Raw genomic sequence first — 26969 nt, 5'->3', positions numbered from 1 at the left:
GCCCCTCAGTGATGCCGACTACACAGTTGTGTAGTAAATTGCTGGTATGTATAGCGATCTGACCGCCCGGGCCCGGATCCGGGACGCCGCGCTCCGGCTGTTCACCGAGCGCGGGATCGACGGCACCTCGATCCGCGACATCGCCGCCGCAGCGGGGGTCTCCTCCGGCCTGATCCGGCACCACTTCGGCTCGAAGGAGGCGCTGCGGGACGCCTGCGACAGCTATGCCACCGAGCGACTGAACCGGATCCGGGACGAGATGTTCGCCGACGGCCAGATGGCCGACCAGGCCGGCATGGTCGCGATGCACCCGGCCGCGATGGTGTTCCAGCGCTACCTGGTGCGCTCGATGCAAGACGGCTCCGAAGCGGCCGAGGGGCTGTTCGACGACGCGGTACGGCTCGGCGAGGAGTGGCTGACCCGGACCGAGGTCGAGACCAGGGATGTGCGCGCGTACTCCGCCCTGCTGGTCGCGATGCAGATGGGCGTCTTCATGCTCGGCGACCAGTTGTCGCGTGCCTTCGGTGAGGACCTCGACAGCCCGGCCGGCCAGCTCCGGTTGCAGCGCGCCTTCGCCGAGGTGTTCTCCACTCCGCTGCTCACCCCCGAGCAGAACACCAGACTCCAGACAGCTCTCGACCGACTAGAGGAAGGCCTGTGATGGCTGAGGCGATTCGTACCGAGGGCCTGGTGAAAACCTTCGGCTCGACCCGGGCGCTGGACGGGCTGGACCTGAGCGTCCGGGCCGGTGAGGTGCACGGATTCCTGGGCCCGAACGGCGCCGGGAAGTCCACCACGATCAGGATCCTGCTCGGCCTGACCCGCAAGAGCGGCGGCGACGCCCGCGTCCTCGACGGAGACCCGTGGAGCGACGCCACCGCATTGCACCGGCGACTGGCTTATGTGCCCGGCGACGTCACGCTCTGGCCGAACCTGACCGGTGGTGAGGCGATCGACCTGCTCGGCCGGATGCGCGGCGGGCTCGACCCGAAGCGGCGTACCGAGCTACTGGAGCGCTTCGACCTCGATCCCCGCAAGAAGGCCCGTACCTACTCCAAGGGCAACCGGCAGAAGGTCGCGCTGGTCGCCGCGCTCGCCTCCGACGTCGAGCTGCTCCTGCTCGACGAACCCACGTCCGGGCTCGACCCGCTGATGGAAGAAGCCTTCCGCGAGACGATCCTCGAAGTGCGTGGCGACCGAACGGTTCTGCTCTCCAGCCACATCCTCTCCGAGGTGGAAGCCCTCTGTGACCGGGTCACGATCATCCGGGCGGGCCGCGCGGCGGAGAGCGGCACCCTGAGCGAGCTCCGGCACCTGACCCGTACGACGATCCAGGCCGAGCTGACCGGTCCGCCTGGCGAGCTCGCTTCGCTGTCCGGTGTCCACGACGTCCGGATCGATGGCAACCTAGTCACCCTGGCCGTCGACGCCGCCGCGATCAACGCAGTACTACGGCAGCTCACCGACGTCGGTGTGAGCAGCCTGGTCAGCCACCCGCCGACCCTGGAGGAGCTCTTCCTACGCCTGTACGAACCGGTGGCCTCTCGATGAGCACCCTCACCGGCACCCGCGGCCTGATCCGCCTGATCCTGCGCCGGGATCGCCTCATCCTCCCGCTGTGGATCGTGTTCCTCACGCTGATCCCGGTCAGCTACGTCTCGTCCTTCAACGAGCTGTTCCCGACCGCCGCCTCGCGCCGGCAATACGCCGATAACTCCGGGTTCATCACGCTCTACGGCGTACTGCCGGACACGAGCCTCGGTGAGTTCGTCACCTGGCGGGTCGGTTTCGTCCCGGTGATGGTGGGGCTGATCAGCATCCTCACCGTCATCCGGCACACGCGAGTCGAGGAGGAGACTGGGCGCCGCGAGCTGCTCGGCTCGACCGTCGTCGGCCGGCATGCGGCGCTCGCGGCCGCGCTCGCCACGACCTTCGGCGCCAACCTGCTCTTGGGCATACTGATTGCCGTTGGCATGCACAGTCAGGACCTGGCACTTGCGGGATCCGTTGCCATCGGCCTCGAATTCGCCTTGGCCGGTTGGGTTTTCGCCGCCATCGGCGCTGTCACCGCACAACTCACCTCGAGCGCCGGTACCGCTCGGGGGCTCGCGCTCGGCGCCCTCGGTGCGTCGTACGCGCTCCGCGCCGCGGGTGACACCAGCGCGCACGCGGATGGCCCGCTGTGGTGGCTGTCGTGGCTGTCGCCGATCGGCTGGGTGCAGAAGCTCTATCCGTACGGCGCCAACCGTTGGAGTATGGCCGTCCTCGCACTGGTGGTTGCTTTGTTCCTGGTCGGCGTCGCGATCGCCTTGTCCGCCAGGCGTGACGTCGGCTCCGGACTGCTGCCCGCGCGACCTGGTCCTGCGGCCGGCTCAGCTCATTTGAGTACTCCGCTCGCATTGGCCTGGCGGCTCCATCGAGGGCTGCTCGCCGCCTGGGTCGTCGCGTTCGCGTTGCTCGGTGTGCTTTTCGGCGCCGTCGCGAAAGGAGTCGGCGACATGATGCGCGACGACAGCGCGACTCGGGAGTTCTTCGCCCGGATCGGCGGCAAGGCCGGACTGATCGACTCGTACTTCGTCGGCGTACTGACGATCGCCGGGCTGATCGCCGCCGCGTACGCAGTACAGGCGACGCTGCGGTTGCGGGTGGAGGAGACCAGTGGACGGGCCGAGCCGGTCCTCGCGACCGCCACCGGTCGGTTGCGGTGGGCAACGAGTCATCTCGTCTTCGCGCTGCTCGGACCGGCCGCCGCGCTGCTCGCCGCCGGGGTGGGCGCGGGAGTGACTTATGGCGCGACGGTCGGGGAGGTCGGCCACCAGACGGCTCGGCTGATGGGTGCTGCGCTGGTCCAACTGCCAGCGGTCTGGGTGCTGGCCGGAATCGCCATCGCGCTGTTCGGCTTGTTGCCACGGCTTTCGGCGGCCGCTTGGGCCGGGCCGGTGATCTGCCTACTGCTCGGGATCGCGGGCGCCGCAGTGCAGCTTGATCAGTGGGTGCTGGATCTGTCGCCGTTCGCGCATCTGCCGTCGCTGCCTGGTGGTGGACTGCACGTTCTGCCGATCACCGCGCTGATTTTGATCGCCGCAGCCCTGGCCGCCGCCGGTCTGAGCGGTCTTCGGCACCGGGATCTGCCGACTTGATTCCTTCGTGGAACTCGGTTCCATAAATTCCCACGGAGGACTCTGTCGGCCGGTAAGCGTTTGCCTTATGGTGAGCGGGCGTACGCGGACAGTTAACGCCCCGAACTATCCGATGAGGTAAAATCCATGAAACTGCATTCCCCAAAGACGGGCTTTCGCGCGCTCAGCGCGGCCGCCGCTATGGCCGCCGCCCTGACGCTCGCCGCCCCCAGCGCTTTCGCCGAGGTCGAGCCCGGTGGCTGGACCTCCTACTCCCCGTCCTTCTCCGAGCAGGAACGCGGGTGCGGCCAGATCAATGGCCTGACCTTCCAGCTGACCTGCTCCACCGGCAGCGGCGACCAGCGCGCCGAGCGCCGGTACGCCACCTACTCCAGCGGCAGCCGGCAGTTCGAGGGCTACTTCAAGATCACCTCGATGTCCGGCGGTACCCGGATCAGCCTCAAGCAGACCTTCAACGAGAGCGCGGCCGGTCCGTTCTTCATGCTCGCGGTGGAGAGCGGCGGCCGGCTCTACCGGGTCGGCGCCGGTACCGTCGCGAGCGGCGCGACGGTCGGTACGACGGTCCGGGTGAACACCGTGCACGTCGTCGGCAGCACGCACAAGACGTACATCAACGGCTCGCTGAAGCTGACCATCTCCAGCCCCGGTGGCAGCTTCTACGACAAGTTCGGCTCCTACCGGACCGACAGCGGCAAGGGACCGGTCACGGTCCAGTGGAGCGGCGTCAACTTCTGGCGGAAGTAGCGTCCCGTTGAAGCACCTCGCCATCGCGGCGACGGTGCTGGCCGCGCTGACCGGTTGCTCGTCAACCGGTCAGTCGGCCGGCACCCACGCCCCGTCACTCCAGTTGTCAGCCACCCTCGACACCCCGACCGACATCACCCTGTCCTGGTCGGGTGCCCCGGCGGACTCCACCAGCACCATCGTCGAGTTCGCCACCGAACCCGAGGGCCGCTACACGATCCTCGACTTCGTCTCCGCCGACCAGCAGCTGTACAAGCATCCCGACCTGATGCCGAAGACCCCGTTCTACTACCGGGTCACCCCGGTCCTCGGCCCCGCCTCCACCCCGGTCGAAGTCAAGTTGCCCGCAGCAACCATTTTCCACTCGGTGAGCGAGAACACCGCCCCGGACTCCCCCACCGAGATCGCCGCCAAGTCGGTCGGCAAGGACGGAGTACGAGTCACCTGGAAGGACAACGCCACCGACGAGGACGGCTACCTCCTGGAGATCAAGCCCCAGGGCCAACCGACGTACCGGGTGGCGGGCTTCATCGATCCCGACTCCACCTTCACCGAGCTGACCACCCTGCCCGCCGAACGCACCGCGTCCTACCGGATCCGCGCCTTCCACCGCGGCACTCCATCGAACCTCGCCCACCAGACAACCGGCGCCGACTGAGGTCAGCCGACGACGAGTTTGCCGGTGGAGTTGCGGATTGACAGATTGCACTGCGTGTCCGCATGATCACAGGGCTGATGATCCGGTAATTCGACAGATCTCCGAGGGATCCGATGAAACGTCAGATCGTCCTGAGTCTCGCCCTTGCCTTGATCGCCCCCGCTCTGATCGCCGGTCCGGCCGCGGCGGCCGCCGTCGAGATCACCCCGGCGGCCGGTTCCGTGACCGCCAGCACCAGCGACGCCAACGTCGCGGCGAACGTGGTGGACAACAACTACTCCAGTCGCTGGTCCGGGGACGGCGACGGCGCGTGGCTGCAGCTCGACCTCGGCGCCTCGCGGACCGTGTCGCACCTGAAAGTCGCCGTCTACAAGGGCGACAGCCGCAAGAACGACTTCGAGCTCCAGCTCTGGAACGGCTCGGCCTGGGTCGAGGTGTTCGACGGCCAGAGCAGTGGCACGAGCACGGGATTGCAGGTCTTCGACTTCACCGACCGGGCCGCGTCCAAGGTCCGTTACGTCGGCCACGGGTACGTCGAGAACAGCGGTGGTACAGGCACCTGGAACAGCGTCACCGAGATCGAGGTCTGGGGAGCTGACGGCGGTACCGGCAGCGGCGTACCGGCTGATGTGCTCGATCTGACGAACTGGAAGCTGACCCTGCCGACCGGTTCTTCCGGCAGCCCCACGGAGATCAAGCAACCCGCCCTGGACAGCTACACCAACAGCCCGTACTTCGTGGTCGCAGGTGACGGTGTCCAGTTCCGGGCGCCGGTCAACGGGGTGACGACCAGCGGATCGAGCAACCCGCGGTCGGAGCTGCGGGAGATGGCCAACAACGGCACCAGCAACGCGAGCTGGTCGTCGACCTCGGGCACCCACACGCTGGTGGTCCGGGAGTCCTTCGACCATCTCCCGGCCGACAAACCGGCGCTGGTCGGCGCCCAGATCCACGACGCCGATGACGACGTCACCGTCTTCCGCCTGGAAGGCACCAGCCTCTACGTCACCAACGGCGACACCACCCACCACAAGCTGGTCACCAGCTCGTACGTCCTGGGCACCGTCTACGAGGCGAAGTTCGTCGTCAACGCCGGCAAGGTCAAGGCCTACTACAACGGCACCCTGCAGACCACGATCAGCAAGAACTTCACCGGCGCCTACTTCAAGGCCGGCGCCTACACCCAGGCGAACTGCTCCAACTCCTCACCGTGCGCCAGCACCAACTACGGCCAGACCACCCTGTACGGCCTGGCTTTCAGCCACTCATGAGCCGCCGGTGGCGAGGCGCATCAGGTCGGTGGTGAAGTCGACGTCTTCGACCGAGCGTTCCGATCTGGTGGCGTTGCCGGCGAACTGGTGCTGGTGGCCGGACCAGTTGGCGTCGGCGATCTGGCTCGGTGCGCCGCTCAGCAGGAGCATCGTCAGCTCGTTCGCCGCGCGACCGATCCGCTGGCCGAGTTCCGCGGAGCCCCAGTCCTCGGGGGCTGCGTACAGCGAGGTCGGTAGCGGGATGGCACGGAGGAACGCGAAGAGCGGGCGGAGGTGGTCGTCGACGACCATCGCGTGCCGGGCTGTGCCTCCGGTGGCGGCCAGGATCACCGGTTTGGCTACCAGTAGGTCGTTGTCGATCAAGTCGATGAACGACTTGAAGAGGCCGCTGATCGCTGCCTTGTAGACCGGCGTCGAGGCGATGATCGCGTCGGCGGCGGCCAGCCGTTCGATGGCCGTCTAGACCTCAGGGGTCGGCAGGCCGGAGACGATCGAGCGAGCGATCTCCACCGCGATCGGGGCGAGGTCGATGATGCTGACGGTGGCGGTCACGCCTGCCGCGCGGAGGGTGTCGACTGCCTTCTGGGCGGTACGGTCCGCGAGCAGGCGGGTCGACGACGGGTCGCTGACACCCGCGCTGATCACGGCCAGGGTGAAAGTACCGGCGGTCATTCTGTTGTCCTTTCGGCTTGCTCCAGCAGGGCGATGCTGAGCTCGTGCAGCGTCTTGAGTTGCGTGGGGGTGAGGGCGCGCGTCATCGCCTTGGTGACCTGGCGCGCGTGCACCCTGCCTATCCGGCGCTGGACCTCGCGGCCTTCAGCGGTGAGGCGAAGACGGGAGGCCCGCCCGTCGTGGGGATCGGGGCTGCGTTCCACCAGGCCGCGCCGCTCGAGGCGGCTGACCAACCGCGAGACGCCCGCCTGGGTCAGCAGGGCATCGTCGCAGAGATCGATGATCCGCAGTCCCTCGGCCGCCGTCGACAAGGCGTACAGAACGCCGTACTCGCGCGGCAACAGGTCTCCCCAGTCGCCGTCCCGCTCGAACTCGCGGGCCAGCGTGGCCTGGGCGCGGAACATCGCTTCCCAGGCCACGTTCGCGAGTCGCGTCGTACCGTCCATCAGAACGCCACCGGGAAGTTCGCCTCGACGTTCGGGTCGCTGTCCTGGTATGGCGAGGTGCCGGACAGGTTGTCACCACGGTTCGGGTTCGGGCGCGGCTGGCGCGGTTCCGCGTCGCCGTACTTCGCCAGGACGAGCGAGCCGTGGGTGGGGGCGTCGGGTACACCCGGCGCGCGACGCGACTCCAGCTCCTTACGTAGTACCGGGACGACCTCGGTGCCGAGCAACTCGACCTGCTCGAGCGCGACCTCGATCGGCAGGGCGAGCCCGTCGACCGCGAACAGTTGCCGCTGGTAGTCGCCGAAGCCCTCCTGGAAGGTGAGCACCTTGTCGATGACCTCCTGCGGACTACCGACCGTCAGCGGAGTGCCGGCCATGTGGTCCTCGAGCTTGGAGCCCCGGAACACCGGATAGTTCTCGAAGTACGGCCGGAACGCCTTCACCGCGTCCTGGGAACGCTTCGCGATGAACGACATGCCACCGAGCCCGACGATCGCCTGTGCCGCGGTGCCGTGCCCGTAGTGCTCGAACCGCTGCCGGTAGAGGTCCACCAGCTGCTTGAAGTGGAAGTTCGGCGCCAGGATGTGGTTGGCGAAGAAGCCGTTGCCGTAGAAGGCCGCCTGCTCCGCGATCTCCGGCGTCCGAATCGAGCCGTGCCAGACGAACGGCGGTACGTCGTCCAGCGGCCGCGGCGTCGAGGTGAACCCCTGCAGCGCGGTACGGAACCGGCCCTCCCAGTCGACCACGTCTTCGCGCCACAACCGGTGCAGCAGGTTGTAGTTCTCCAGCGCCAGGGCCACGCCCTGCCGGATGTCCTTGCCGAACCACGGGTAGACGGGGACGGTGTTGCCGCGCCCGACCATCAGGTCGAGCCGGCCCTTGGCGACGTGCTGGAGCATCGCGTAGTCCTCCGCGAGCTTCACCGGGTCGTTGGTGGTCATCAGCGTCACCGACGTACTCAGCACGAGGTTCTTCGTCTGCGCCGCGATGTAGGCCAGCAGCGTCGTCGGGGACGACGGTACGAACGGCGGATTGTGGTGCTCCCCCAGCGCGAACACGTCCAGCCCGACCTCGTCGGCCCGGCGGGCCACCCGGATCATGTTGTCGATCCGCTCGGCCTCGCTGTAGGTGTACCCACTGATGGGATCCGGCGCGATGTCGCCGACCGTGAACACTCCGAACTGCATCTCGACCTCCTCTGGCGCGCCCGCGAACTGCATGACTGCGCATGCAGTTCAACAACATGACCGCGCATCTATTCCCGGGAGGCCGGGATCAGTTCTCAATGCTTGGCCCTCAGTGTTTGGCGTTGCGGGACCAGACGAAGCAGTAGACGCCGAAGCAGGCGATGCCGAGCGCCATCAGGGTGAGCAGGACCGAGCCGAACGGCTGGTCCCTGATGGTGTGCAGGGCGGTGTCGAGGCCGCCTGCCTTCTCCCGGTCGTAGCTGATCGAGGCCCAGGCGAAGAGGGCGCCGACGATCACGAAGGCGACTCCCTTGGCGGCGTAGCCGAGCCGGCCGAGCAGGACGGTGGAGTCCGAGACGCCGCCGGTCAGGTCCTCGAGGAACTTCTTCGTCACCGACTTGTAGAGCTGGCGGATGCCGACGCCGACGATGACCAGGCCGACGATCACGATCAGCACCCGGCCGGGCCCGCTCTCCATCAGCTTCGCGGTGAGCCCGCTCTGCTTGCTGCTGCTTGATTCGGTGGAGCCCATGGCCACCTTGGCGGCGCTGATGGACAGGGCGAGGTAGATGACGCCGCGACCGACGGACGAGACCTTCTTCTCCGTGTCCAGGTGGCCGTAGACGAGTTCGAGCACCTTCCAGATCACCAGCGCGAGCAGGCCGACCGCGACGACCCAGAGCAGGAAGCCACCGAAGGGCTTACTGGCGAGCTCCTGAAGCGCGCCTTGCTGGTCGGTCTCTCCCGAACTCTTTCCCAAGGCGAGTTGCAACGCGATCCACGCGATCAGCAGATGCACCACGCCGTACGCGATCAAACCGACGGTGATCGCAACGTCATACAGGCGGCTTTGCCGGGCTTTCTGGGCGGTCCTCATTGAACCCCTGTACCCGCGGCGGAAACGGGCTCAGGCGGAGACGGGTGCGCTCGCCTCGCGGTCGATCGCGTCGACGTCGCCGTACTCACCGGACTTGTACGCCCGGCGGCCGAGGGTCCAGACGTAGACGAAGAAGCCGATCTCGACCAGTACGCCGATGCCGACCCTGATCGCGGTCGGTAGTGGGGACGGGGTGACGAACGCCTCGATCAAACCAGTGATCAGCAAGATGACGCCGAGTCCGATGGCCATCCCGACGGTGGCGCGGCCGGTCTGGGCCAGCGCGTGCATCCTGGTCCGCGGGCCGGGCGCGATCCACGACCAGCCGAGCCGCAGCCCGGCCGCCGATGCGACGAAGACAGCGGTCAGCTCGAGCAAGCCGTGCGGTGTGATCAGGCCGAAGAAGACGTCCGCGCGGTCGTGGCCGATCATCACGCCGGCCATCACGCCGAGGTCCATCGAGTTGTTCCACAACACGAACATCGTCGGGACCAGCAGGACGCCGACCGCCAGTACTGCGGCCGCGATGGTCGCGTTGTTGATCCAGACCTGCAGAGCGAAGTCCTGGGCCGGGTTCTCCGAGTAGTAGTTGGCGAAGTCCTTGTCGACGAGCTGCTGGATCTGCGCCGGAGTGGTGACCGAGTCGAGCACCTCTGGGTGCGCAATAACCCGCCACGCCATCCAGGCGGCGACCAGGTAGAACAGCAGGCCGATGGTGAGCCACCAGCGGCGGGACGCGTACAGAGCGGCAGGGAAGCTCACCAGGAAGTAGCGGGAGATGTCGCGCCAGACAGGTGCCTGCGCACCCGTCACTGCGCCTCTCGCGTCGCCAATGAGCCCGGAGAGCCGGCCGATGGTGACAGGGTCGGCTCCACTCGCCCGGAGCGCCGACAGATGCGTCCCGACCCGCTGGTAGAGAGACACCAGCTCGTCGGCCTCAGCACCCGTCAACCGGCGCTGCCGCCGGGTCAGAGCGGCCAGTCGATCCCACTGCGGCTGATGCACGGATACGAACGCTTCGACGTCCATCAGCCCTCCCTTGACTCAACTGGCTCTCCCCTGCGGCAGACTAGCGGTCCGGAGTGTCGATTAGGGCTAGGGAGGGGGCATCGTGTCTCAGCTGGTCACGGGGGAAGCGGTCGTCCTCCAGGTGCGGATCGCGCGGATGCCGACCCGGGCGCTGGCGTGTGCGATCGACTTCGTCATCCAGGCGATCGCGCTGGCGACCATCCTCGGCTTCCTGCTCGGATTCCTGATCGTCGAGGCGAGCCCGGCGCTCGGCGCCGCGCTGGTTTTCATCACGGTGCTGCTGGTGCTGGTCGGCTACAAGGTCGTGATGGAGACGCTCACCCGGGGCAAGACGCTCGGCAAGCTGATCCTCGGGCTCAAGGTGGTCCGCGACGACGGCAGCTCGATCCGGTTCCGGCACGCGCTCGTGCGGGGGCTGTTGTGGTTGTTCGTCGACTTCGCGCCGTGGTTCGCGGCCAGCCCGGGGATCGTGGCGAGCCTGATGAACAAGCAGGGCAAGCGGATCGGCGACATGGTCGCGGGCACCGTGGTCATCCGCGAGCGGCACCAGCCGATGGCGTCGCCGCCGCTGTTCGTACCGGGCCACCTGGTCCAGTGGGCGCAGTCGCTGGAGCTGTCACGGCTCTCGGACGACCTGGCGAACACGACCCGCGAGTACCTGGCCCGCTACCTGGAGCTGGAGCCGGATGCCCGGATCGCTCTCGGCGACGCGCTCGCCTACCGCGTCGGGCAGGTGACGGCACCCCCTTCGCCGGTACCGATCATCGCCCCCGCGTTCCTGTCCGCAGTACTGGCCGAACGCCGCCGCCGCGAGCTGGCTCGTCTCGCCACCGCCAGAGCCACCTACAGCACCCCCGCAGGCCCCTTCGGCCCCCCGAACCCCTACGCCGCCCCGTCCGCACTTCCCAACCCGTACGCAGCCCCGGCCGCTCCACCCAACCCGTACTCCGTTCCGGCTGGCCCGTTCGCGCCTCCCAGCCCGTATGGTGCCCAGCCGGCGCAGTACACCCCGCCTCCGCCGCCGCAGAGCCGCCCGTACCCCGGGCCGCCGCCCCCGGCGCCCGCAGGGGAGACGACCAAGGTGAACCCCGAGGGCTGGCACGCCCCCGGCAGCGAGCCCGACCAGTGGTCCTGACACCGTCCACGCCCTGCTATTAGTCTTGCGACCATGTCGCATCAAGTGGAGTGGACCGGATGGCTGCAGCGGTGGGACGAGCAGCAGGCGGGGTACCTGCCTGACCGGGAGGAGCAGTTCCAGCTGATGCTGGAGATCGTCGAGCGCATCGCCGGTACGCCGGACCGCTTCGTGGACCTCGCCTGCGGCCCGGGCTCGATCTCACAGCGCGCCGCCCGACGCTTCCCGCAGGCCGAGATCGTCGGCCTCGACCTGGACCCGTTCCTGCTGGAGATCGCGCGCCAGACCGTCGCCGGCGAGCGAGTCCGCTTTGCCGAGGCGAACCTGCGCACGCCGGGCTGGGACGCGGTACTGGGCGAAGATCAGGTCGACGCCGTCTGCTCGGCCACCGCGCTGCACTGGCTCGACCCGGCCGATCTCGACGCGGTCGCGCAGACGCTCGGCCGGAGGATCCGCCCGGGCGGCGTGTTCCTCAACGCCGACACGATGCGGCTCGGTCCCGATGAGGTGCCCCGGCTGGACGCGCTCGCCGTGGAGCTGCGCGACAGGATCTCGACCGAGTCCCATGCGCGTGGCGTCGAGGACTGGCAGGCCTGGTGGGACACGGCCGCGGCGGAGCCGGCGTTCGCCGAGTTGCTGAGCGAGCGGGAGGTCCGGTTCGCTCGTCGCTGGAAGGGTCGCGACATCACGCTGACCGACACGATCCAGTGCTTCCGCAAGGCGGGTTTCGCGGAGGTCGCCGTACTGGGTCAGGTCGCCGACAAGCACCTCTTCGCCGCCATCCGCTGAGAACGCCGAAGGGCGCCGGACCAGATCCTGGTACGGCGCCCTTCGGTCAGAATCTCAGTAGCGGTAGGCGTCCGACTTGTACGGACCCTCGACCGGGATGCCGAGGTACTCCGCCTGCTCCTTCGACAGCTCGGTCAGCTTGACGCCGAGCGAGTCGAGGTGCAGCCGGGCGACCATCTCGTCGAGGTGCTTGGGCAGCACGTAGACGTCGGTCGGGTACTCCGAGGTCTTCGCGAACAGCTCGATCTGCGCGAGCACCTGGTTGGTGAACGAGTTCGACATCACGAACGACGGGTGCCCGGTCGCGTTGCCCAGGTTCAGCAGCCGCCCCTCGGACAGCACGATGATGGTGTGCCCGTCGGCACTGTGCCCATCGCCCGCCTTCGGCGGGAAGCGGAACTCGTCGACCTGCGGCTTGATGTTGATCCGCTCGATACCGGCCGTCTTGTACAGCCCGGCCATGTCGATCTCGTTGTCGAAGTGACCGATGTTGCCGACGATGGCCTGGTGCTTCATCTGCGCCATGTGGTCGGCGGTGATGACGTCCTTGTTACCGGTCGTGGTGACGAAGATGTCGACGATCCCGACGACGTCCTCGAGCGTGGTGACCTGGTAGCCGTCCATCGCCGCCTGCAGCGCGCAGATCGGGTCGATCTCGGTCACGATGACGCGGGCGCCCTGGCCACGCAGCGACTCCGCACAGCCCTTGCCGACGTCGCCGTAGCCCGCGACCAGCGCGACCTTGCCGCCGATCAGGACGTCGGTGGCGCGGTTGATGCCGTCGATCAGCGAGTGCCGGCAGCCGTACTTGTTGTCGAACTTCGACTTGGTGACCGAGTCGTTGACGTTGATCGCCGGGAACAGCAGCGCGCCGGCCTTGTGCATCTCGTACAGCCGATGCACGCCGGTGGTGGTCTCCTCGGTGACGCCCAGGATGTTCTGGCCGACCTTGGTCCAGCGCTGCGCGTCCTCCTGCAGCGACCGGGTCAGCACCGACAGTACGACGCTGTATTCCTCGGACTCGGCCGTCGACGGGTCCGGAACGACGCCGGCCTTCTCGAACTCGGTGCCCTTGTGGACGAGCATGGTGGCGTCGCCGCCGTCGTCCAGGATCATGTTCGGGCCGTCAGCGCCCGGCCAGTTCAGCGCTTGCTCGGTGCACCACCAGTACTCCTCCAGCGTCTCGCCCTTCCAGGCGAACACCGGCACGCCCGCGGGGGCGTCGGCAGTACCGTTCAGGCCGACGACGACCGCGGCGGCCGCGTGGTCCTGGGTGGAGAAGATGTTGCAGGAGACCCAGCGCACCTCGGCGCCGAGCGCCGTCAGCGTCTCGATCAGCACGGCGGTCTGGATGGTCATGTGCAGCGAGCCCATGATCTTCGCGCCGGCCAGCGGCTTGCTCTCGCCGTACTGCGCGCGCATCGCCATCAGACCCGGCATCTCGTGCTCGGCCAGCCGGATCTCCTTGCGCCCGAACTCGGCCAGGCCGAGGTCTGCCACCTTGTAGTCGAACGTCATACCGTTGCCGCTCCCCTGGGGATATAGGTGCTTGCTGCCGTGATGAGCCTAGAGGTCCCCGACGGGGTGGCGGACCGCCGGGTCGGCATTTCTGACACTGAAATGTCAGGATTGCTGTCATGCGCATCACGGAAGCAGCGAAGAGCCTCGGTACCACCCCCCGAATGCTCCGCTACCGGGAGGCGCTCGGGTTGCTGCCGAGCTCCCGCGCCGCGCGCAACACCCAGCGCCAGTACGACGGCCGCGACCTCGCCGCCGTCCGCCTCGCGCTCGAACTGGAACGCCGGTACGACGTGACGCCGGCGGCGCTCGCCTTCGCGCTGAAGGCCCTCGCCGAGCCCTCCGTCGCCGCCGACCTCCGCGATCTCGGCTACCGCACGGGACGGCTCAGCGCACCACCGAGCGCGGCCGAGATCGACCGCGAGCGCGCCCTGCGCTGGCTCGGCCGCAGCGGCACGCTGCCCCCGCCGCACAACCGGCCGCGCTGAACAGCGCGTAGCAACTGGGTCAGTGCGAAGGCGCCTCGGGGATCGTCGGGCGCTCGTCGGGCGTGTAGTTCTCGGCGTAGATGTCGGGTTCCAGGTAGATGTGCTGGGACATCGGTTCAGCTTCGCGGACCGCTCGTTCGGCCGCGTTGATCGTTTCGGCGATGGCGGCCGCGTCGGCGTCCGGGGCGACGGCGAGCTTCGCGGCGACCAGGACCTCTTCCGGCCCCAGGTGCAGGGTGCGGATGTGGATCAGGCGCTGGACGCCGGGCGTGTTCTCGATCGCGGAGACGATCTTCTGCTGCGCCTCGCGAGTCGCCGACTCGCCCAGCAGCAGGGACTTCATCTCGATCGCGAGGAAGATCGCGACGCAGACCAGCAGCGCGCCGATCGCCATCGAGCCCAGGCCGTCGAAGATTCCGTTGCCGGTGGCAAGGGTCAGGACGACGCCGATCAGCGCCAGCACCAGACCGGCGAGGGCGGCGAAGTCCTCGAGCAGGATGACCGGCAGTTCGGGAGCACGCGCGTTGCGGACGAACCGCACCCACGACGTCGTACCGCGCAGTTTGTTCGCCTCGACGATCGCGGTCCGGAACGACAGCGACTCCATCACGATCGCGGCCAGCAGGACGGCGATCGGCACCCACTTCCAGTGCTCGATCGCGTGCGGCTCGTGCACCTTGTGGTAGCCCTCGTAGAGCGCGAAGAGCCCGCCGACGCTGAACAGCACGATCGCGACGATGAAGGAGTACACGTACCGCTCGCGGCCGAAACCGAACTGGTGCAGCTCGTCGGCGTCCCGCTTGGCCCGCTTGGCGCCGACCAGCAGCAGCACCTGGTTCCCGGCGTCGGCCAGGGAGTGGATCGCCTCGGCCAGCATCGAGGCGGACTGGGTCAGCCCCCAGGCCGCGAATTTCGTGACCGCGATACCGGTGTTCGCCAGCAGCGCCGCGACGACGGCTTTGTTACCGCCACCAGCCATTTCCGTTGTCCTCCGGACGATTCAGGGATCAGTTCAGGGGGTCAGTTCAGGGGGGATCAGCGAGCGGACACGACGAACGCCGTGCCGGAACCACGCAGAGTACAGGGTCCTTCGGGTCCGCGGAGAAACGCGGACTGTCCGGCGGACAACTCCACGGTGTCTTCGGTGCCATCGGCACCTACCGTCACCGATCCGTCAACACACGCGACGATCCGCGGCCCACCGGCGGCTACCTCGACCGCCTCGCCGACCAGATCCAGCCGCCGGACGGCGAAGTACTCACAGCCGGTCTCGTACGCCGTCACGCCAGGTGCGACCTCGGTCCCGGCCAGCACCGGCGACGGCAGCGGCTCGAAGTCGACCACGGAGACCAGCTCCGGCACATCGACATGCTTGCGGGTCAGGCCGCCTCGCAACACGTTGTCCGAGTTGGCCATCACCTCGAACCCGGTGCCGTGCAGGTAGGCGTGCACATTGCCGGCCGGCAAGTAGACGGCCTGGAACCGCTCCAACCGCACCCGGTTCAGCAACACCGCGGCGAGCACGCCCGGGTCGTCCGGGAACTCTTCGCACAACCGGGCCACCGTCGCGGTCTCCAGCGCAAAAGCAGAACCCTCGTACCCACTGCAGGCAGCACCCAGAGCAGCGACCAACGGACGGATCGCGTCCCGGTCGGTGCTCATGAACGTCGTGAACGCCTCCTGCAGTTTGCCGTCGATCAGCAGCTTCCGCAGCTCGTCAAGCACATCCAGCGCCTCGAGCAACGCGATCGAAGCAGCCAGTGGCCGGAAGCCCACCAACGCGTCGAACGGTCCGAGCGCGATCAGGATCTCCGGCTTGGGCCAGGCGTCCTTGTAGTTCCGGTCACCGGCATCCCGCGGAATCCCGGCCGCTTCGTCGCGCGCATAGCCGTCGATCGCCTGCGCCCGCGAGGGATGCGCCTGGATCGACAACGGCTGCTCGGCCGCCAGGATCTTCGCCAGGAACGGGAACCGCCCCTCGAAAGCAGCAGCGGTCTCCTCCCCCAGCACCCCGGCTGGATCCCCCGACACCAGCTCGAACAGCGACTCGCCCGACGGCAGTACGGAGGGCGCCGACTCGTGCGCGCCCATCCACAGCTCTGCCTGCGGCGTGCCGTCCGGCTCCACCCCGGTCAGCTCGGGGATCGCGGTCCGCGATCCCCAGGCATAGTCCCGGATGGTGTTCTGGAGCCGAACTACCACGCCGGATCCTCCGCGGGGTTGCCCGGAGTCGCCGGAGCCTGGTCGTCCCGAGGGGTGCCGTAGCGGCCGAGACCGATGCCCAGGTACGCCGCGGCGTATCGGCCGTGCTGCGTCAGGGCGGCGTACCGGGCCACGTCCGTCCCGTTCGCCTGGGTCACCACGTGCACGCGCACGTCGTGACGCTCGGCCTTCTCCACGAGCTGGCGGCGGTGCTCGGCGACACCGGCGTCCTCCACCCCGTCGTCCAGGATGACCAGACCGGGCCGAAGCTCCTCCGGCTTGTCGAAGGGGTCGGCGAAGACGTCCCGCGGCGGCTGGTTGGCCAGCACCGGCAGCAGGTGGCCACAGTCGGCTGCGAGCGCCGGACGGCCACTGGCGAGCCGCACAGCCTCCACTACCCGACGTGCAGCACGAGCGGCCAGCACAGAGCCACCCCAGACCAGGGGTAGCGCGTCAGCCAGCATCAGCGCCAAGTCCTTCGCAGGGTTCGACGCCAGGTCGTTGTTGGGCGAGCACTCGATGGCGACCTCGTCCAGCATCTCCGCCACGGCCTTGGCGTCAACGGCCGGGCCGAGGTCCATCTGGTGCAACCCCTGGAGCACTGCGACAGCTGCCGCCAACTGGTCGTCCGACTGCGACGGCAGCCGTACTGCGTGCCGCGAGCCGGCCGAAGCCTGTGCCACCGGCGAGTCCGGCGGCGCAGCGACCAACAGTCCCGCGCCACGCCGGACAGCCTCGGACGCGGCCGACACAGCTCCTGGATCATCGTCGGAACCGCCCAGCACGACGACGAGGTCGAGAGGGCTGGTCCAGCCCGGCAGACCCGGACCGGGCCAGGCCACGAAGGGCACCGGGCAGACCGGCTCCAGCACCGCACGGACCAGCCGGGCGTCCCGGCCGGCGGCGACGATCGCCCGCGGGCGGAAGCCATCAGTGGACAGCTGGGACAGCGCCTCCTCGGAGGCTTCGAGCTCGGCTCGCACCCGGGCACCCGCACCGGCGAGCCGGCGCAGCAAGTGGTCGGAGGCCTGGAGGGCTGCCGGGTCGTCCAGCCGCGAATCGTCGAAGACGCTCATCGGTTCTCTTCTGCCTCAGCATCCTTGGTCTCGCGCGCCTCGTCGATCAGCAGCACCGGGATGTCGTCGCGGACCGGGTAGGCCAGCGCGCAGGTCGCGTTGGTACAGACCAGCTCGCTCGCCTCGTCGTCCACGCGGAACTCCGACCGGCACTTCGGACAGACCAGGATGCTCAACAGGTCAGGGTCCAGGTTCACAGGCATCTAGTTCTTCTCCTCCACCGGTGCACCGGTGATCAGGGCCAGTACTTCGTCGCGAACACGCTCCATGGTGGCGGCGTCCCCGGCCTCGACGTTCAGCCGCAGCAGCGGCTCGGTGTTCGACGCACGGACGTTGAACCACCACTCACCTGCGTCGATCGTCAGACCGTCCAGATGGTCAACGGTAATGCCCTCACGGTCGCCATAGGTGTCCTCGATGGCCGCAACCGTGGCGGCGGCGTCCGCGACCTGGCTGTTGAGCTCGCCGGAGGCCACATAGCGCTCGTAGACCGAGAACAGCTCCGAGGCGGGTTTGTCCTGCTCACCGAGCGCCGCGAGCACGTGCAGCGCCGCGAGCATGCCGGTGTCGGCCCGCCAGAAGTCCCGGAAGTAGTAGTGCGCGGAGTGCTCGCCGCCGAAGACCGCGTCGGTCTCGGCCATCTTCTGCTTGATATTGGAGTGGCCGACCCGGGTCCGCACCGGCACCCCGCCGTGCTCGGCGATCAGCTCCGGCACCGCCTTGGAGGTGATCAGGTTGTGCAGGACGATCGAGCCGGGGTGCTTGGCCAGCTCGCGGACGGCGACGGCGCCGGTGATCGCGCTCGGCGAGATCGCGTCACCCTTCTCGTCCACCACGAAGCAGCGGTCCGCGTCGCCGTCGAAGGCCAGCCCCAGGTCGGCGCCGGTCTCGCGCACCTTGGCCTGCAGGTCGACCAGGTTCTTCGGGTCGAGCGGGTTGGCCTCGTGGTTCGGGAAGTTGCCGTCCAGCTCGAAGTACAGCGGGAGGATCTCGACCGGGCCGGTGGCGAAGACGGCCGGCACGGTGTGCCCGCCCATCCCGTTGCCCGCGTCGACGACGACCTTGAGCGGCCGGATGCCGGTCAGGCCGACCAGGTCGTTCAGGTGGTCCGCGTACGCCGTCAGCAGCTCCTTGCGCCGGACGTGCCCGGGGACCGGGACCGGGGAGAGACCGTCGATCAGCGTCTTGGCGACCAGGTCGGCGATATCGCGCAGGCCCGACTCCGAGCCGACCGGCGAGGCGCCCGCGCGGCACATCTTGATCCCGTTGTACTTGGCCGGGTTGTGGCTGGCCGTGAACATCGCACCGGGCAGTTGCAGTCGCCCGGAGGCGAAGTACAACTGGTCGGTGGAGGCCAGGCCGATGTCGATCACGTCGACCCCGGTGCTGGTCACCCCCTCGGCGAAGGCGGCGGCCAGCCCCGGGCTCGACGGACGCATGTCGTAGCCGATCACCACGGCTCCAGGACCGGCGAGGACATCCAGGACCTCGACGAACGCCGCCCCGGTCGCCCGGGCCACCGCCTCGTCCAGCTCGTCCGGAACGACACCCCGTACGTCATACGCCTTGAAGATCGCAGCTACATCAGCCATGCGTGGACCTTATCTGGCCCCACCCCGACCTCGTGTTTCAGGCTGTTTCGAACCAGCCGGGTGTTGCGCGGTGGTGGACGTCGGGGAGCTTGCGTTCGGTCGCCGGGGCGGCCCAGCGGACGGCGTTGGCGAGGATCCGCTGGATCTCGGGCTGGTGGTAGGTCGGGTACTCCTGGTCGCCCGGGCGGAAGTAGAAGACCCGGCCCTGACCGCGGCGGTAGCAGCAGCCGGAGCGGAAGACCTCGCCGCCGGAGAACGAGCTCACGAACACCAGCTCGTCCGGCTGCGGTACGTCGAACAGCTCGCCGTACATCTCCTCCTGCGGGATCACCAGCGGATGCGGTATGCCGGCCGCGATCGGGTGGCCGGCCGCGACCGTCCAGAGCAGCTCGCGGTCGTTCTCGGAGCGCCAGTCGAGCGAGCAGGTGGTACCCATCAGCCGCTTGAAGATCTTGGCGAAGTGCGCCGAGTGCAGCACGATCAGGCCCATCCCCGAGAGCACTGCCTGCTGGACCCGGTCGACCACTGCGTCGTCGACGTCACCATGCGCACGGTGCCCCCACCAGGTGAGCACGTCGGTGTCGGCGAGTACCTCGTCGGTCAGCCCGTGCTCAGGCTGCTGCAGCCACGCGGTACGGACCGTGACCTCTTCACCCAGCAAGGAGCGCAACCCCGCGGCGATGGTCTCGTGCATGGTGTCCGGGTAGATCTTCTGGACCGCGGCATCGTCTTGCTCGTGGACGTTCTCGCCCCAGACGGTGACCTTAATCATGGAGTACTACCTCTCGTCCGGCCTTCGCCGAGGCGTAGGCGGCGTCGATGACCTGGGTACGCGCGAGCGCCTCCGAGCCGTTGTGGGCCGACCAGTCGCCGCTCAGCACGATGGCGACGAATTCGCTGACCACCGCGCGGTGGCCGAGCCCAGGTCCGGTGGCCGGCCGGACCTCGGCCGGGATACCGCCGACGTCGGTGAAGATCTTCAGCGTGTCGGTGTTCGTGTAGTCCTGGACGTCGATCTTGGCGCCGCCCTCGGTGCCGAACAGCTCGATCCCGAAGTTGTCACCCGGCGCCCGGTACGTCGCCCAGCTGGTCTCCAGTTGCAGCGCGCCACCACCTTCGAGCCGAAGGTATGCCGTGGCCAGGTCCTCCACCTCGAACTTCGCGCCGAGCGCGTCGACGGTCGGCCGGACCACGCTGCTCACACTGCCCCGGCCACGCGGGCCGAGCTCGGCGAAGGTGCTCGCGCTGACCGTGGTCACCTTCGGCTCGTTCATCAGGTGCAGCGCCATATCGAGGATGTGGACGCCGAGGTCGATCAGCGGGCCGCCACCGGACAGCTCGCGGTTCGTGAACCAGCCACCCATCCCCGGGATGCCGTTGCGGCGCATCCAGTGCGCCTTGGCGTAGTAGATCCGGCCGAGCAGCCCCTCGTCGATCTGGTGCTTCAGCGTGGCGACGTCACCCCGCTCGCGGTGGTTGAACACCACCTTGAGCACCCGGCCGGCCTTCTTCGAGGCTGCGACCATCGCGGTCCCTTCGGCGACCGTACGGGCCAGCGGCTTCTCGCAGAGCACGTGCAGCCCGCGCTCCAGGGCCGCCAGCGCGATCGGCGCGTGCAGCTGCGTCGGCGTACCGATGCTGACGGCGTCCAGGCCGTCGAGGGCGATCAGGTCCTCCCATTTCTCGAAGAGGCTGGGCACCCGATGGGTGGCGCCGAGACTCTTCAGGATGTCCGTCTCGAGTCCCGCGAGCGCCACCACTTCGACGTCGGGCAACTCCGAGAACGCTTCCAGCGCGGTCCGTCCGGCATAACCGAGACCGACCACTCCGACTCGTAGTTTTTGATCGTTCACAGCCCGAGTCTTGTCATTGCCTGACAACGTGGTCAACCCCGTCCCACGCTACGAAACGGACCATTGCCTCCGTGCTCGGGCGAGCATTGGGGCAATGGTCCGGCGACGTCAGCGAGGCTGCTTGGCCGCGGCCGCGACGGCCAGCTTCTGGAAGTTGGCCGGCTTGACCCCGGCGCCGTAGCCCCAGAAGGCCACCACCGACACCGTGTTGCCCTTGAGCGTTACGGCGTACGGGAAGGTGCCTGCTTCGCTGCCCGGGTCGTTCGGCAGCGGGTAGTCGTACCACCGCAGGATCGTGGTGGCGTCCCCGGCCTTGACACTGGTCACGGTGAGCTTGCGAGCGTGCGTGCGGCTCGGCGGCTTCGCGCCCTTGCACCCCTTCACCGCGGTGACCACCGAGGCGTACGCCGCCTTCGCCGCGGCCGGCGAGTTGTACCGGGTCAGGTACTGCGCGCCGGTCTTCGACATGTCGTCGGAGTAGCCGCGGGCCAGCCGCTGCGCGACCAGCTTGCCCTCCTGCGAGGCCGGCCCGCAGAACGTCCGCGGCAGGATCCCGGTATCGCGCTGAACCGACCAGCCCTGCCGAGGATCGGCCTGGCTCACCTGGCCGACGGTCAGCAACATCGACCGATTCAGTGTCGTCGCGCTGGCCGACGACGCGTTCGTGGCCTGAGTGGATCCAGTCGTCGCGCCCGTGGCGGCGGACGCCCCTGCTACCAGGCCGACCACCGACAGTCCGGCGGCCACAGCCCAATACTTGCCGATTCGCTTCATGTCTTCCCATCCCTTTGGTGAGGTTCTCCTCGGGGCATGGGACAGCGAAGGCCGGCATGGAGTTCAGGCTCCGCGAGCGGAGAAATGACTCCGTGACCGGAGCGGCCGACGAGTCAGCCTTGGTCAGTGTGTCCCGACGGTGAGGCGTCGGGATCCCGCAGTACCCGAAGGTGGCCGCGACGGGTCACCTCGACCGAAGCTCCGGGGGCGGGCTGAGGCGCCGGTGGCAATGGCCGGGCAGCGTCCCGTACCGCGTTCGCGAGCGCTTCGAGGTCGTCGTCCGAAGGACCGGAGGCGGCCGGATCCGGAGCGAGCCGGATCACTTCCCAGCCGTTCGGCGCGGTCAGCCGTTCGGCGTGGTCGGCGCAGAGGTCGTAACAGTGCGGCTCGGCGTACGTCGCGAGCGGGCCCAGCACGCAGGTCGAGTCGGCATAGACGTAGGTGAGCGTCGACACCGCCGGCCGATGGCAGGCGGCGCGCGAACAGATCCTGGCGATGCTCACGTCCAGACGCTACCCCCACTAGGCTGATCGCGTGACCGAGGCTCGCCGTCATCGACGGCACATCGACCGCCATGGGCGCGGCATGCTCGGGCCGATCAGCCGGCCGAGCAGCTTCGCCCCGCGCGGACTGCCCCTGCAGCGGTCCGCCGCGGCCCAGTTCGACGAGGTCGTCGCGATCGAGGTGACCCGGCTGGAGAAGCGGCTGCCGCAGGTCGTCGCGCGGGTCGAGTTCGCGATCGAGGACGTTCCGAACCTCGACCTGCACGCGGGCGAGATCCCGCTCACCCACTCCACCGGCGGCACGTCGCACGAGCCCTACCGGATCGTCGTGTTCCGCCGCCCGATCGAGCTGCGCGCCGAGCGGTCCGGCACCAGCCTGGCCTGGCTGGTCCGGTCAGCGCTCGTGCTGGAGCTCGCCGACGTACTGGCGCTGGCGCCGGAGCAGATCGATCCCGACTTCGACATCGACGAAGACTGAACCACCGCCGGGCTACTCGAGGGCAGGGCTACTTGAGGGCAGCCTGTACGTCGGGTTGCGCGCCGAGCTGAGCGCGGAAGACCAATGAGGTGGTCAGCGGCCACGCCGCCACCATCGCCACGTCGTCGTCATCGGGCTTGGCCGGCGGCATCAACGTCACCGCCGCGACCACCGAGCCCTTGACCTGCTCGACCATCAGGTACGTCGGCCGCGGCTGCGCCTTGAACGGGATCATCGTGGTCGCCCCGTTGACCACGTCGAGCGAGCGCGACGCGAGGGTCTTGCCGGCCAGGTCACGCAGCTCGAACCGCACGCTGGCCGTCTTGCTCGGTGCGGTGATCTGCAGCTGCGCGGGCTCCGTGTGCGCAGGCAGCACCAGGTATGCCGGTCCGGTCAACGCCTCGGCCGAACCGATGACGGCGAAGTCCGTCCCACTCGCGTCGATGGTGCGCGTGGACGCTGTCAGCGGCTGATCCGAACTGACGGTCACCGCGGACGGATCTCCCAGCAGTACGGCGTCGAGCCGGATCGACTTCACCGTGCCCGCCGGGATCTGCATGGTCGACAGGTTGGCCGGCTTGAAGGGCCCGTTGGGTCCGTTCACGGTCAGCGTTGCCGACGCCTGCAGGTCACTGGGGTTGGCCAGCGTCAGGATCCGGGTGCCCTTGCCCGGCGCGATCCCGGGAACGACCAGCGAGGTGGCCGGCGGGGCCGACGGGTTGATCCAGTCAACGCCAGCAGGGTTCTTGCCGTTGGTCGCATTGTCGCGCAGCGCCGGCGACACCCGGCCACCGCTGGACTCGACGTGCAACGCCAGGTCCCGCCTCTTCGGCGCCAGGAGGTTCAGGTACACCTGGGTGGACCCACGGGCCGGTACAACGATGCCCCGCGCGTTCGGCAGGTCAAGCAGGCCGTTGGCCGAGTAGACGGTGATGTTGACCTCGGCGTTGATGCTGTCGAGGTTGGTCAGCTCCAGGATGTCGCGCCGGCCGGTCGCGCCACTCGCGCCGACGAACCAGAACTCCGACCCCGGAATCTCGCAGGGCACGCTCGCCATCCCCCGGTTCACACCTTCGGTCGACGTCGTCGTACTGGTACCGACGGTGCCGGCCGCGAGCGGGCCGATGCCCTGGATGGCCAGCGGCTCCGGCTTCGCGGTCTTCGCCGTCGAGGCGATCTTGCCGCGGACCAGGACCGAGCCGATCGGGTCCGACGTGGCCGGCAGCGGCCCGATCGACAACGGCGTCGCCGCACCGTCGGCGATCGGGGTGTCCTTGGGCAGGTACGGCGAGACGGCATCGACCGAGCTCTGGATCTTGCCGCCGGGGCCGGGCGCCGGGCAGCTCAGCGCAGTACGGTTCACGATCGTGCGGGTCGGGCCGCCGGTGCCTTCAGGACGCGTGACCGCTTCCTTCGGATGCGTGACGACGCCCAGTCCGCCGGCCACCGCCATGGCGAGGACGCAGGCCCCGACCCTGATCCGCAGGTCCGATAGCAGGCCGCTCACGACACCCTCCTTGCATGCGTCCCGCGCGGTACCGCGACCGTACGGCGGGCTGTCGGCAGGCAGGAGATCAACGCGATGATCCAGGCGATGATGCCGAGCACCCGCCAGAAGGAGCGAACGTCGTCCTGCACGGGTGTCTTGCCTTCGATCTTGGTGCGGTCGACGAGCCAGGAGGCGTCGCCGTCCGCGGCGCTGGCCCTGGTCAGGCCGGGCAGCGAGTCGAGCGTGGCCATCAACGTCGGATCGACCGGTGACGGCAGATAGACGTAGTCGATCGCGAGCCCCGCCAACTGGCGGCCTTCTTCACCGGTACCACCGCCGCCGAGGGCGGACAGGATGTCGGTGATCGGCTTGCTCTGCTCGGGCTTCGGCGCGGCCTCCAGCGAGCCCATCCGCGGGCCGCCGTCACGCACCAGGGCGAAGCGCATCGCGGTCGTCGCCTCTTTGCGCACCACCAGGATCGACGCGTTCTGCGGCGGCCCCTGCGAGGACATCAGGTACTCCGGGAGATCCTGCGCGGGCCCACGCCGCAGCGGTCCGTCGTCACCACGCACCAGCCAGAAGCCGGCCGTGACGAGCGTCGCGACCAGCACCAGACCGAGCACGGCCTGGACGATGATCTCGCGCGACTTCCCGACCGAGTCCCACGCGACGGTGATGGCGACGATCCAGCCGGCCGTCATCAGGAACATCAGCGGGCCACTGCCGCCACCGAGGCGGCTGGCGATCAACGTGCCGGCCAGCCCGGCCAGTGCGACGAGCCACCCGATCAGCTCGTACCGCTGGCGAGACTCGCGCAGCAGGCTGAACAGGGCGACCAGGATCAGCGGTACTGCGAACCACCACGGGACGGGCGCGCCGAGCGGCGTACCGGTCAGCAGGTGGGGAAGGCTCTCGCCCGGGCCGACCGCTCCGGTCGGTGGGCCGCCGGCTTCTTGCCCAAACCGGGACGGGTGCAACACCAGCTCGATGGTCCAAGGCAGCACGAGCACCAGGCCGAGTACGACTGAGAAGACCAACTGCCGGCCCTGACGACGCCAGCCGAGGCCGAGCGGCGCGGCCACCACCAAGGTGATTCCGACCAGCAGACCGACTGCCGGGGTGAACGCGAACAAGACGGCCAGGCAGATGCCGGCGAACCAGGCCGCTCGCCAACTGCCCTGGATGATCACGCGGCGACGCCGAGCGACCGTGTGCACGGCAGCACCGAGCAGCGGCAATGCGATCGCGGCCACACACGTCCCGAGCCGCCCTTGCGTGACCGCACCGTTGGCGAAAACCGCCAGCCCGTACGCCGCCGCGCCCCAAGCTCGCGCGACCCGGTCGACCACGAAGGCGCGCAGCAAGGCCCAGGCGGCTAGTGCAGCAAGGGGAACCGCGCCGAGCAGGATCACGTTGGTCGCGCCGGACGGCCCGAAAGTCACCGTGGCCAAGGCCCAGAACTGAGCCAGCCAAGCCGGTGGCGTGACGCCGGGCGGCGCCGCGGCAGCCGCATGCCAGAGCGCGCCGAGGCTCTCGTGCGGAGGCAGCAGCAGGGTGGAACGCAGGACGCCGCCGCCGATCACGCTGCGAGCGGCGATGAACGTACCGATGGCGAGGAAGACCCACGTCACCAGGAAGGGCCGGCGGATCAGCTGCCGGCGCCAGCGGGGCTGATCCTGCGCGACGCGTGCCGTGCTCTTGGCCCGGCGAGCGGTCGTGACGACCTGCTCCTCGGGCTCGTCGGCCCAGGCCTCGCGGAGGCGCTCGGTGATCGTGCCGCCGGTCTCCTCGAGGTTGTGCCGCAGCGCGTGCACCGAGCGCGAGAAGAGAGACTTGATCGACTCGTACGGAACCTGGTCGAGCTGGCGGCGGTCCTTGCGCGCCTGGGTCCAGCCGCCGGCCAGCAACGTGCCGAGCAGGGCGGTCCACTCGTCGACGGCGCCGGACGGCGTCTTGCCGATCAGGAACCAGACCGAGCGGACGAAGGTACCGATCAGGAATCTGAGGATCAGCAGGGGAAGCAGCTTGCCAGGGGCGTTCGCCAGGACGGTGTAGTACGCGTGGGCCCGGTCGAGTTGGTAGGCGTGCCGACGAGTGCCGGCCAGTGCGCGCTCGCCGGTCGCGGCGGCCTCGGCGTGGTAGACGACGGCGTCCGGTGCGACGCCGACCTTGAAGCCCGCCCGGCTGGCGCGCCAGCCGAAGTCGATGTCGTCGCGGAACATCGGCAGCCGCGGATCGAAACCGCGCAGGGATTCCCAGACGTCGCGGCGGACCAGCATGCCGGCCGAGCTCACCGCGAGCACGTTGCGCGGCTGGTCGTGCTGGCCCTGGTCGAGCTCACCGTTCTCGATGCCGGTGTCGCGGCGGCCGCCGAGCGACGTCGTGACGCCGACCTCGAGCAGCTCGCGATCGCGCGGCCACATCCTGAGCTTGGGGCCCCAGACGCCGGTGTCCGGCGTAATCGTCGCCTGCAGCAACAGCTGCTCCAGCGCCTTCGGAGCGGGCGCGCAGTCGTCGTGCAGCAACCAGAGCCACTCGACCACGGGAATGTGCTGGTCGTCGCCGTACGGGCCGACAGCGGACGGTACCGGCGCGAAGCCGACCGTCTCGAGGCCGCGGGCGACCGCAGTACCGAAACCTGTCCGGGCCGAGAGGCTCACGACCGGTTCGACGGCGGGCATGGTGGCGAGCAGTTCGGCGGTCTCGTCGGTGGAACCGGTGTCGACCGCGATCAGCCGCTCAGGGCGGCGGCCGAGTGCCCACAGCGCCTCGGTCAGCCGGGGCAGCCAGGCGGCTCCCTCGTGGCCGACCACGACCGCGGTGACGACGTGCCTGATCGGCGCGCGACCCATCGGGTCGTTGGTGAGGTCGGTGGGGAAGTCGACTGAGTCGAAGAACTCCCAGCCGGCCGGGGCTTCTGGTTCCATGCGGAGCAGTGACACCTCAGGGGAAAGTGACGGCCTGGTATGGCGAGGCCTCACCTTACGCGACCCCGAGATGCACCCTGTACACAGCAGCGGGCCCCGGTGGACAAAGTCCGCCCGGGGC

The 26969-nt window shown here is 68.7% G+C and carries 28 protein-coding genes; 10 read left to right on the top strand and 18 right to left on the bottom strand.

What is annotated here, in order from left to right; all coding sequences use genetic code 11:
• Window positions 1-46 precede the first annotated feature (46 nt).
• The 6 genes from G3I17_RS04430 (at window position 47) to G3I17_RS04405 (ending at window position 5813) form a co-directional block, all read left to right on the top strand.
• On the top strand, window positions 47-661 hold the full coding sequence (locus tag G3I17_RS04430) for a TetR/AcrR family transcriptional regulator (RefSeq protein WP_164594356.1): 615 nt from the start codon (window positions 47-49) through the stop codon (window positions 659-661).
• On the top strand, window positions 661-1551 hold the full coding sequence (locus G3I17_RS04425; RefSeq protein ID WP_164594354.1) for an ABC transporter ATP-binding protein: 891 nt from the start codon (window positions 661-663) through the stop codon (window positions 1549-1551). Before G3I17_RS04430 ends, G3I17_RS04425 begins: the two co-directional genes overlap by 1 nt.
• A complete protein-coding gene (locus G3I17_RS04420; protein ID WP_164594352.1) occupies window positions 1548-3140 on the top strand; it encodes an ABC transporter permease in 1593 nt (530 codons plus the stop codon). The genes G3I17_RS04425 and G3I17_RS04420 overlap by 4 nt, the downstream gene beginning before the upstream one ends.
• 126 nt (window positions 3141-3266) lie before the next feature.
• On the top strand, window positions 3267-3884 hold the full coding sequence (locus G3I17_RS04415) for a hypothetical protein (RefSeq protein WP_239062205.1): 618 nt from the start codon (window positions 3267-3269) through the stop codon (window positions 3882-3884).
• 7 nt (window positions 3885-3891) lie between these two features.
• The gene (locus G3I17_RS04410; RefSeq protein ID WP_164594349.1) at window positions 3892-4542 is read left to right on the top strand and encodes a fibronectin type III domain-containing protein; all 651 of its coding nucleotides are present in this window, start codon (window positions 3892-3894) and stop codon (window positions 4540-4542) included.
• A 113-nt stretch (window positions 4543-4655) separates the two neighbouring features.
• The gene (locus G3I17_RS04405) at window positions 4656-5813 is read left to right on the top strand and encodes a polysaccharide lyase family 7 protein (RefSeq protein WP_164594347.1); all 1158 of its coding nucleotides are present in this window, start codon (window positions 4656-4658) and stop codon (window positions 5811-5813) included.
• On the opposite strand, the gene G3I17_RS04400 is transcribed toward G3I17_RS04405, so the two are convergent.
• The 6 genes from G3I17_RS04400 to G3I17_RS04380 form a co-directional block, all read right to left on the bottom strand.
• On the bottom strand, window positions 5808-6257 hold the full coding sequence (locus G3I17_RS04400; protein ID WP_239062234.1) for an NAD(P)H-dependent oxidoreductase: 450 nt from the start codon (window positions 6255-6257) through the stop codon (window positions 5808-5810). The genes G3I17_RS04405 and G3I17_RS04400 overlap by 6 nt on opposite strands.
• A 15-nt stretch (window positions 6258-6272) precedes the next feature.
• A complete protein-coding gene (locus tag G3I17_RS40380; RefSeq protein ID WP_239062204.1) occupies window positions 6273-6485 on the bottom strand; it encodes a hypothetical protein in 213 nt (70 codons plus the stop codon).
• Complete coding sequence (locus G3I17_RS04395; RefSeq protein WP_239062203.1) at window positions 6482-6931, bottom strand: MarR family transcriptional regulator; 450 nt, start codon at window positions 6929-6931, stop codon at window positions 6482-6484. The genes G3I17_RS40380 and G3I17_RS04395 overlap by 4 nt, the downstream gene beginning before the upstream one ends.
• Window positions 6931-8118: a CE1758 family FMN-dependent luciferase-like monooxygenase gene (locus G3I17_RS04390; protein ID WP_164594345.1), complete on the bottom strand. Its 1188-nt coding sequence runs from the start codon at window positions 8116-8118 to the stop codon at window positions 6931-6933. Before G3I17_RS04390 ends, G3I17_RS04395 begins: the two co-directional genes overlap by 1 nt.
• Before the next feature lie 109 nt (window positions 8119-8227).
• The gene (locus G3I17_RS04385) at window positions 8228-8995 is read right to left on the bottom strand and encodes a DUF1206 domain-containing protein (RefSeq protein WP_164594343.1); all 768 of its coding nucleotides are present in this window, start codon (window positions 8993-8995) and stop codon (window positions 8228-8230) included.
• Between the two features lie 30 nt (window positions 8996-9025).
• On the bottom strand, window positions 9026-10024 hold the full coding sequence (locus G3I17_RS04380; protein WP_164594341.1) for a stage II sporulation protein M: 999 nt from the start codon (window positions 10022-10024) through the stop codon (window positions 9026-9028).
• Between the two features lie 82 nt (window positions 10025-10106).
• On the opposite strand from G3I17_RS04380, the gene G3I17_RS04375 reads away from it, so the two are divergent.
• Together G3I17_RS04375 and G3I17_RS04370 are read left to right on the top strand one after the other, a co-directional pair.
• Window positions 10107-11159, top strand: coding sequence for an RDD family protein (locus G3I17_RS04375; protein WP_203589745.1), 1053 nt, complete (start codon window positions 10107-10109; stop codon window positions 11157-11159).
• Window positions 11160-11192: 33 nt separating this feature from the next.
• Window positions 11193-11948: a class I SAM-dependent methyltransferase gene (locus G3I17_RS04370; protein ID WP_164594339.1), complete on the top strand. Its 756-nt coding sequence runs from the start codon at window positions 11193-11195 to the stop codon at window positions 11946-11948.
• Window positions 11949-12002: 54 nt separating this feature from the next.
• On the opposite strand, the gene ahcY is transcribed toward G3I17_RS04370, so the two are convergent.
• The gene (gene ahcY / locus G3I17_RS04365; RefSeq protein WP_164594337.1) at window positions 12003-13466 is read right to left on the bottom strand and encodes an adenosylhomocysteinase; all 1464 of its coding nucleotides are present in this window, start codon (window positions 13464-13466) and stop codon (window positions 12003-12005) included.
• 119 nt (window positions 13467-13585) lie between these two features.
• Between ahcY and G3I17_RS04360 the strand changes: the two genes are divergently transcribed.
• Window positions 13586-13954: a MerR family transcriptional regulator gene (locus tag G3I17_RS04360; protein WP_164594335.1), complete on the top strand. Its 369-nt coding sequence runs from the start codon at window positions 13586-13588 to the stop codon at window positions 13952-13954.
• Window positions 13955-13973: 19 nt separating this feature from the next.
• Here G3I17_RS04360 and G3I17_RS04355 read toward each other — a convergent pair whose 3' ends face one another.
• The 9 genes from G3I17_RS04355 to G3I17_RS04315 all read right to left on the bottom strand — a co-directional run bounded on the left by G3I17_RS04355 (window position 13974) and on the right by G3I17_RS04315 (window position 21954).
• Window positions 13974-14933, bottom strand: a complete 960-nt coding sequence (locus tag G3I17_RS04355; protein ID WP_164594333.1) for a cation diffusion facilitator family transporter — start codon at window positions 14931-14933, stop codon at window positions 13974-13976.
• A 56-nt stretch (window positions 14934-14989) separates the two neighbouring features.
• Window positions 14990-16156, bottom strand: coding sequence for a mannose-6-phosphate isomerase, class I (gene manA / locus G3I17_RS04350; protein ID WP_164594331.1), 1167 nt, complete (start codon window positions 16154-16156; stop codon window positions 14990-14992).
• Entirely contained in the window at window positions 16150-17232 is a 1083-nt protein-coding gene (locus G3I17_RS04345; RefSeq protein WP_164594329.1) for an SIS domain-containing protein, read from the bottom strand. Before G3I17_RS04345 ends, manA begins: the two co-directional genes overlap by 7 nt.
• Window positions 17229-17435, bottom strand: a complete 207-nt coding sequence (locus G3I17_RS04340) for a Trm112 family protein (RefSeq protein ID WP_164594327.1) — start codon at window positions 17433-17435, stop codon at window positions 17229-17231. The genes G3I17_RS04345 and G3I17_RS04340 overlap by 4 nt, the downstream gene beginning before the upstream one ends.
• Window positions 17436-18824 carry a phosphomannomutase/phosphoglucomutase gene (locus G3I17_RS04335; RefSeq protein ID WP_164594325.1) on the bottom strand — a complete coding sequence of 463 codons (1389 nt, stop codon included), beginning with the start codon at window positions 18822-18824 and terminating at the stop codon, window positions 17436-17438.
• 37 nt (window positions 18825-18861) lie between these two features.
• A complete protein-coding gene (locus tag G3I17_RS04330; protein ID WP_164594323.1) occupies window positions 18862-19596 on the bottom strand; it encodes a ThuA domain-containing protein in 735 nt (244 codons plus the stop codon).
• Window positions 19589-20677 carry a Gfo/Idh/MocA family oxidoreductase gene (locus G3I17_RS04325; protein ID WP_164594321.1) on the bottom strand — a complete coding sequence of 363 codons (1089 nt, stop codon included), beginning with the start codon at window positions 20675-20677 and terminating at the stop codon, window positions 19589-19591. Before G3I17_RS04325 ends, G3I17_RS04330 begins: the two co-directional genes overlap by 8 nt.
• A 108-nt stretch (window positions 20678-20785) precedes the next feature.
• Window positions 20786-21451 carry a sensor domain-containing protein gene (locus tag G3I17_RS04320; RefSeq protein ID WP_164594319.1) on the bottom strand — a complete coding sequence of 222 codons (666 nt, stop codon included), beginning with the start codon at window positions 21449-21451 and terminating at the stop codon, window positions 20786-20788.
• Window positions 21452-21564: 113 nt separating this feature from the next.
• Complete coding sequence (locus G3I17_RS04315; RefSeq protein ID WP_164594317.1) at window positions 21565-21954, bottom strand: DUF3499 domain-containing protein; 390 nt, start codon at window positions 21952-21954, stop codon at window positions 21565-21567.
• Between the two features lie 31 nt (window positions 21955-21985).
• On the opposite strand from G3I17_RS04315, the gene G3I17_RS04310 reads away from it, so the two are divergent.
• Complete coding sequence (locus tag G3I17_RS04310; protein ID WP_203589744.1) at window positions 21986-22432, top strand: metallopeptidase family protein; 447 nt, start codon at window positions 21986-21988, stop codon at window positions 22430-22432.
• 28 nt (window positions 22433-22460) lie between these two features.
• On the opposite strand, the gene G3I17_RS04305 is transcribed toward G3I17_RS04310, so the two are convergent.
• Both G3I17_RS04305 and G3I17_RS04300 read right to left on the bottom strand, forming a co-directional pair.
• The gene (locus G3I17_RS04305; protein WP_164594315.1) at window positions 22461-23939 is read right to left on the bottom strand and encodes a DUF5719 family protein; all 1479 of its coding nucleotides are present in this window, start codon (window positions 23937-23939) and stop codon (window positions 22461-22463) included.
• Window positions 23936-26848 carry a glycosyltransferase family 2 protein gene (locus G3I17_RS04300; RefSeq protein WP_164594313.1) on the bottom strand — a complete coding sequence of 971 codons (2913 nt, stop codon included), beginning with the start codon at window positions 26846-26848 and terminating at the stop codon, window positions 23936-23938. The genes G3I17_RS04305 and G3I17_RS04300 overlap by 4 nt, the downstream gene beginning before the upstream one ends.
• Between the last annotated feature and the right edge of the window lie 121 nt (window positions 26849-26969).

The organism is Streptomyces sp. SID13031 (assembly GCF_010548305.1).
Lineage (GTDB): Bacteria > Actinomycetota > Actinomycetes > Propionibacteriales > Kribbellaceae > Kribbella.
This window is presented reverse-complemented; position numbering and strand designations above follow the sequence as displayed.

What these genes read in the sequence shown, in the direction of transcription:
- G3I17_RS04425 (WP_164594354.1), top strand. Translation starts at nt 661, where the DNA reads ATGGCTGAGGCGATTCGTACCGAGGGCCTGGTGAAAACCTTCGGCTCG.
- G3I17_RS04390 (WP_164594345.1), bottom strand. Translation starts at nt 8,118, where the DNA reads ATGCAGTTCGGAGTGTTCACGGTCGGCGACATCGCGCCGGATCCCATC.
- G3I17_RS04345 (WP_164594329.1), bottom strand. Translation starts at nt 17,232, where the DNA reads ATGAGCGTCTTCGACGATTCGCGGCTGGACGACCCGGCAGCCCTCCAG.
- G3I17_RS04420 (WP_164594352.1), top strand. Translation starts at nt 1,548, where the DNA reads ATGAGCACCCTCACCGGCACCCGCGGCCTGATCCGCCTGATCCTGCGC.
- G3I17_RS04430 (WP_164594356.1), top strand. Translation starts at nt 47, where the DNA reads ATGTATAGCGATCTGACCGCCCGGGCCCGGATCCGGGACGCCGCGCTC.
- G3I17_RS40380 (WP_239062204.1), bottom strand. Translation starts at nt 6,485, where the DNA reads ATGACCGCCGGTACTTTCACCCTGGCCGTGATCAGCGCGGGTGTCAGC.
- G3I17_RS04355 (WP_164594333.1), bottom strand. Translation starts at nt 14,933, where the DNA reads ATGGCTGGTGGCGGTAACAAAGCCGTCGTCGCGGCGCTGCTGGCGAAC.
- G3I17_RS04385 (WP_164594343.1), bottom strand. Translation starts at nt 8,995, where the DNA reads ATGAGGACCGCCCAGAAAGCCCGGCAAAGCCGCCTGTATGACGTTGCG.
- G3I17_RS04405 (WP_164594347.1), top strand. Translation starts at nt 4,656, where the DNA reads ATGAAACGTCAGATCGTCCTGAGTCTCGCCCTTGCCTTGATCGCCCCC.
- G3I17_RS04300 (WP_164594313.1), bottom strand. Translation starts at nt 26,848, where the DNA reads ATGGAACCAGAAGCCCCGGCCGGCTGGGAGTTCTTCGACTCAGTCGAC.
- G3I17_RS04395 (WP_239062203.1), bottom strand. Translation starts at nt 6,931, where the DNA reads ATGGACGGTACGACGCGACTCGCGAACGTGGCCTGGGAAGCGATGTTC.
- G3I17_RS04335 (WP_164594325.1), bottom strand. Translation starts at nt 18,824, where the DNA reads ATGGCTGATGTAGCTGCGATCTTCAAGGCGTATGACGTACGGGGTGTC.
- G3I17_RS04380 (WP_164594341.1), bottom strand. Translation starts at nt 10,024, where the DNA reads ATGGACGTCGAAGCGTTCGTATCCGTGCATCAGCCGCAGTGGGATCGA.
- G3I17_RS04415 (WP_239062205.1), top strand. Translation starts at nt 3,267, where the DNA reads ATGAAACTGCATTCCCCAAAGACGGGCTTTCGCGCGCTCAGCGCGGCC.
- G3I17_RS04370 (WP_164594339.1), top strand. Translation starts at nt 11,193, where the DNA reads ATGTCGCATCAAGTGGAGTGGACCGGATGGCTGCAGCGGTGGGACGAG.
- G3I17_RS04320 (WP_164594319.1), bottom strand. Translation starts at nt 21,451, where the DNA reads ATGAAGCGAATCGGCAAGTATTGGGCTGTGGCCGCCGGACTGTCGGTG.
- G3I17_RS04330 (WP_164594323.1), bottom strand. Translation starts at nt 19,596, where the DNA reads ATGATTAAGGTCACCGTCTGGGGCGAGAACGTCCACGAGCAAGACGAT.
- ahcY (WP_164594337.1), bottom strand. Translation starts at nt 13,466, where the DNA reads ATGACGTTCGACTACAAGGTGGCAGACCTCGGCCTGGCCGAGTTCGGG.
- G3I17_RS04340 (WP_164594327.1), bottom strand. Translation starts at nt 17,435, where the DNA reads ATGCCTGTGAACCTGGACCCTGACCTGTTGAGCATCCTGGTCTGTCCG.
- G3I17_RS04360 (WP_164594335.1), top strand. Translation starts at nt 13,586, where the DNA reads ATGCGCATCACGGAAGCAGCGAAGAGCCTCGGTACCACCCCCCGAATG.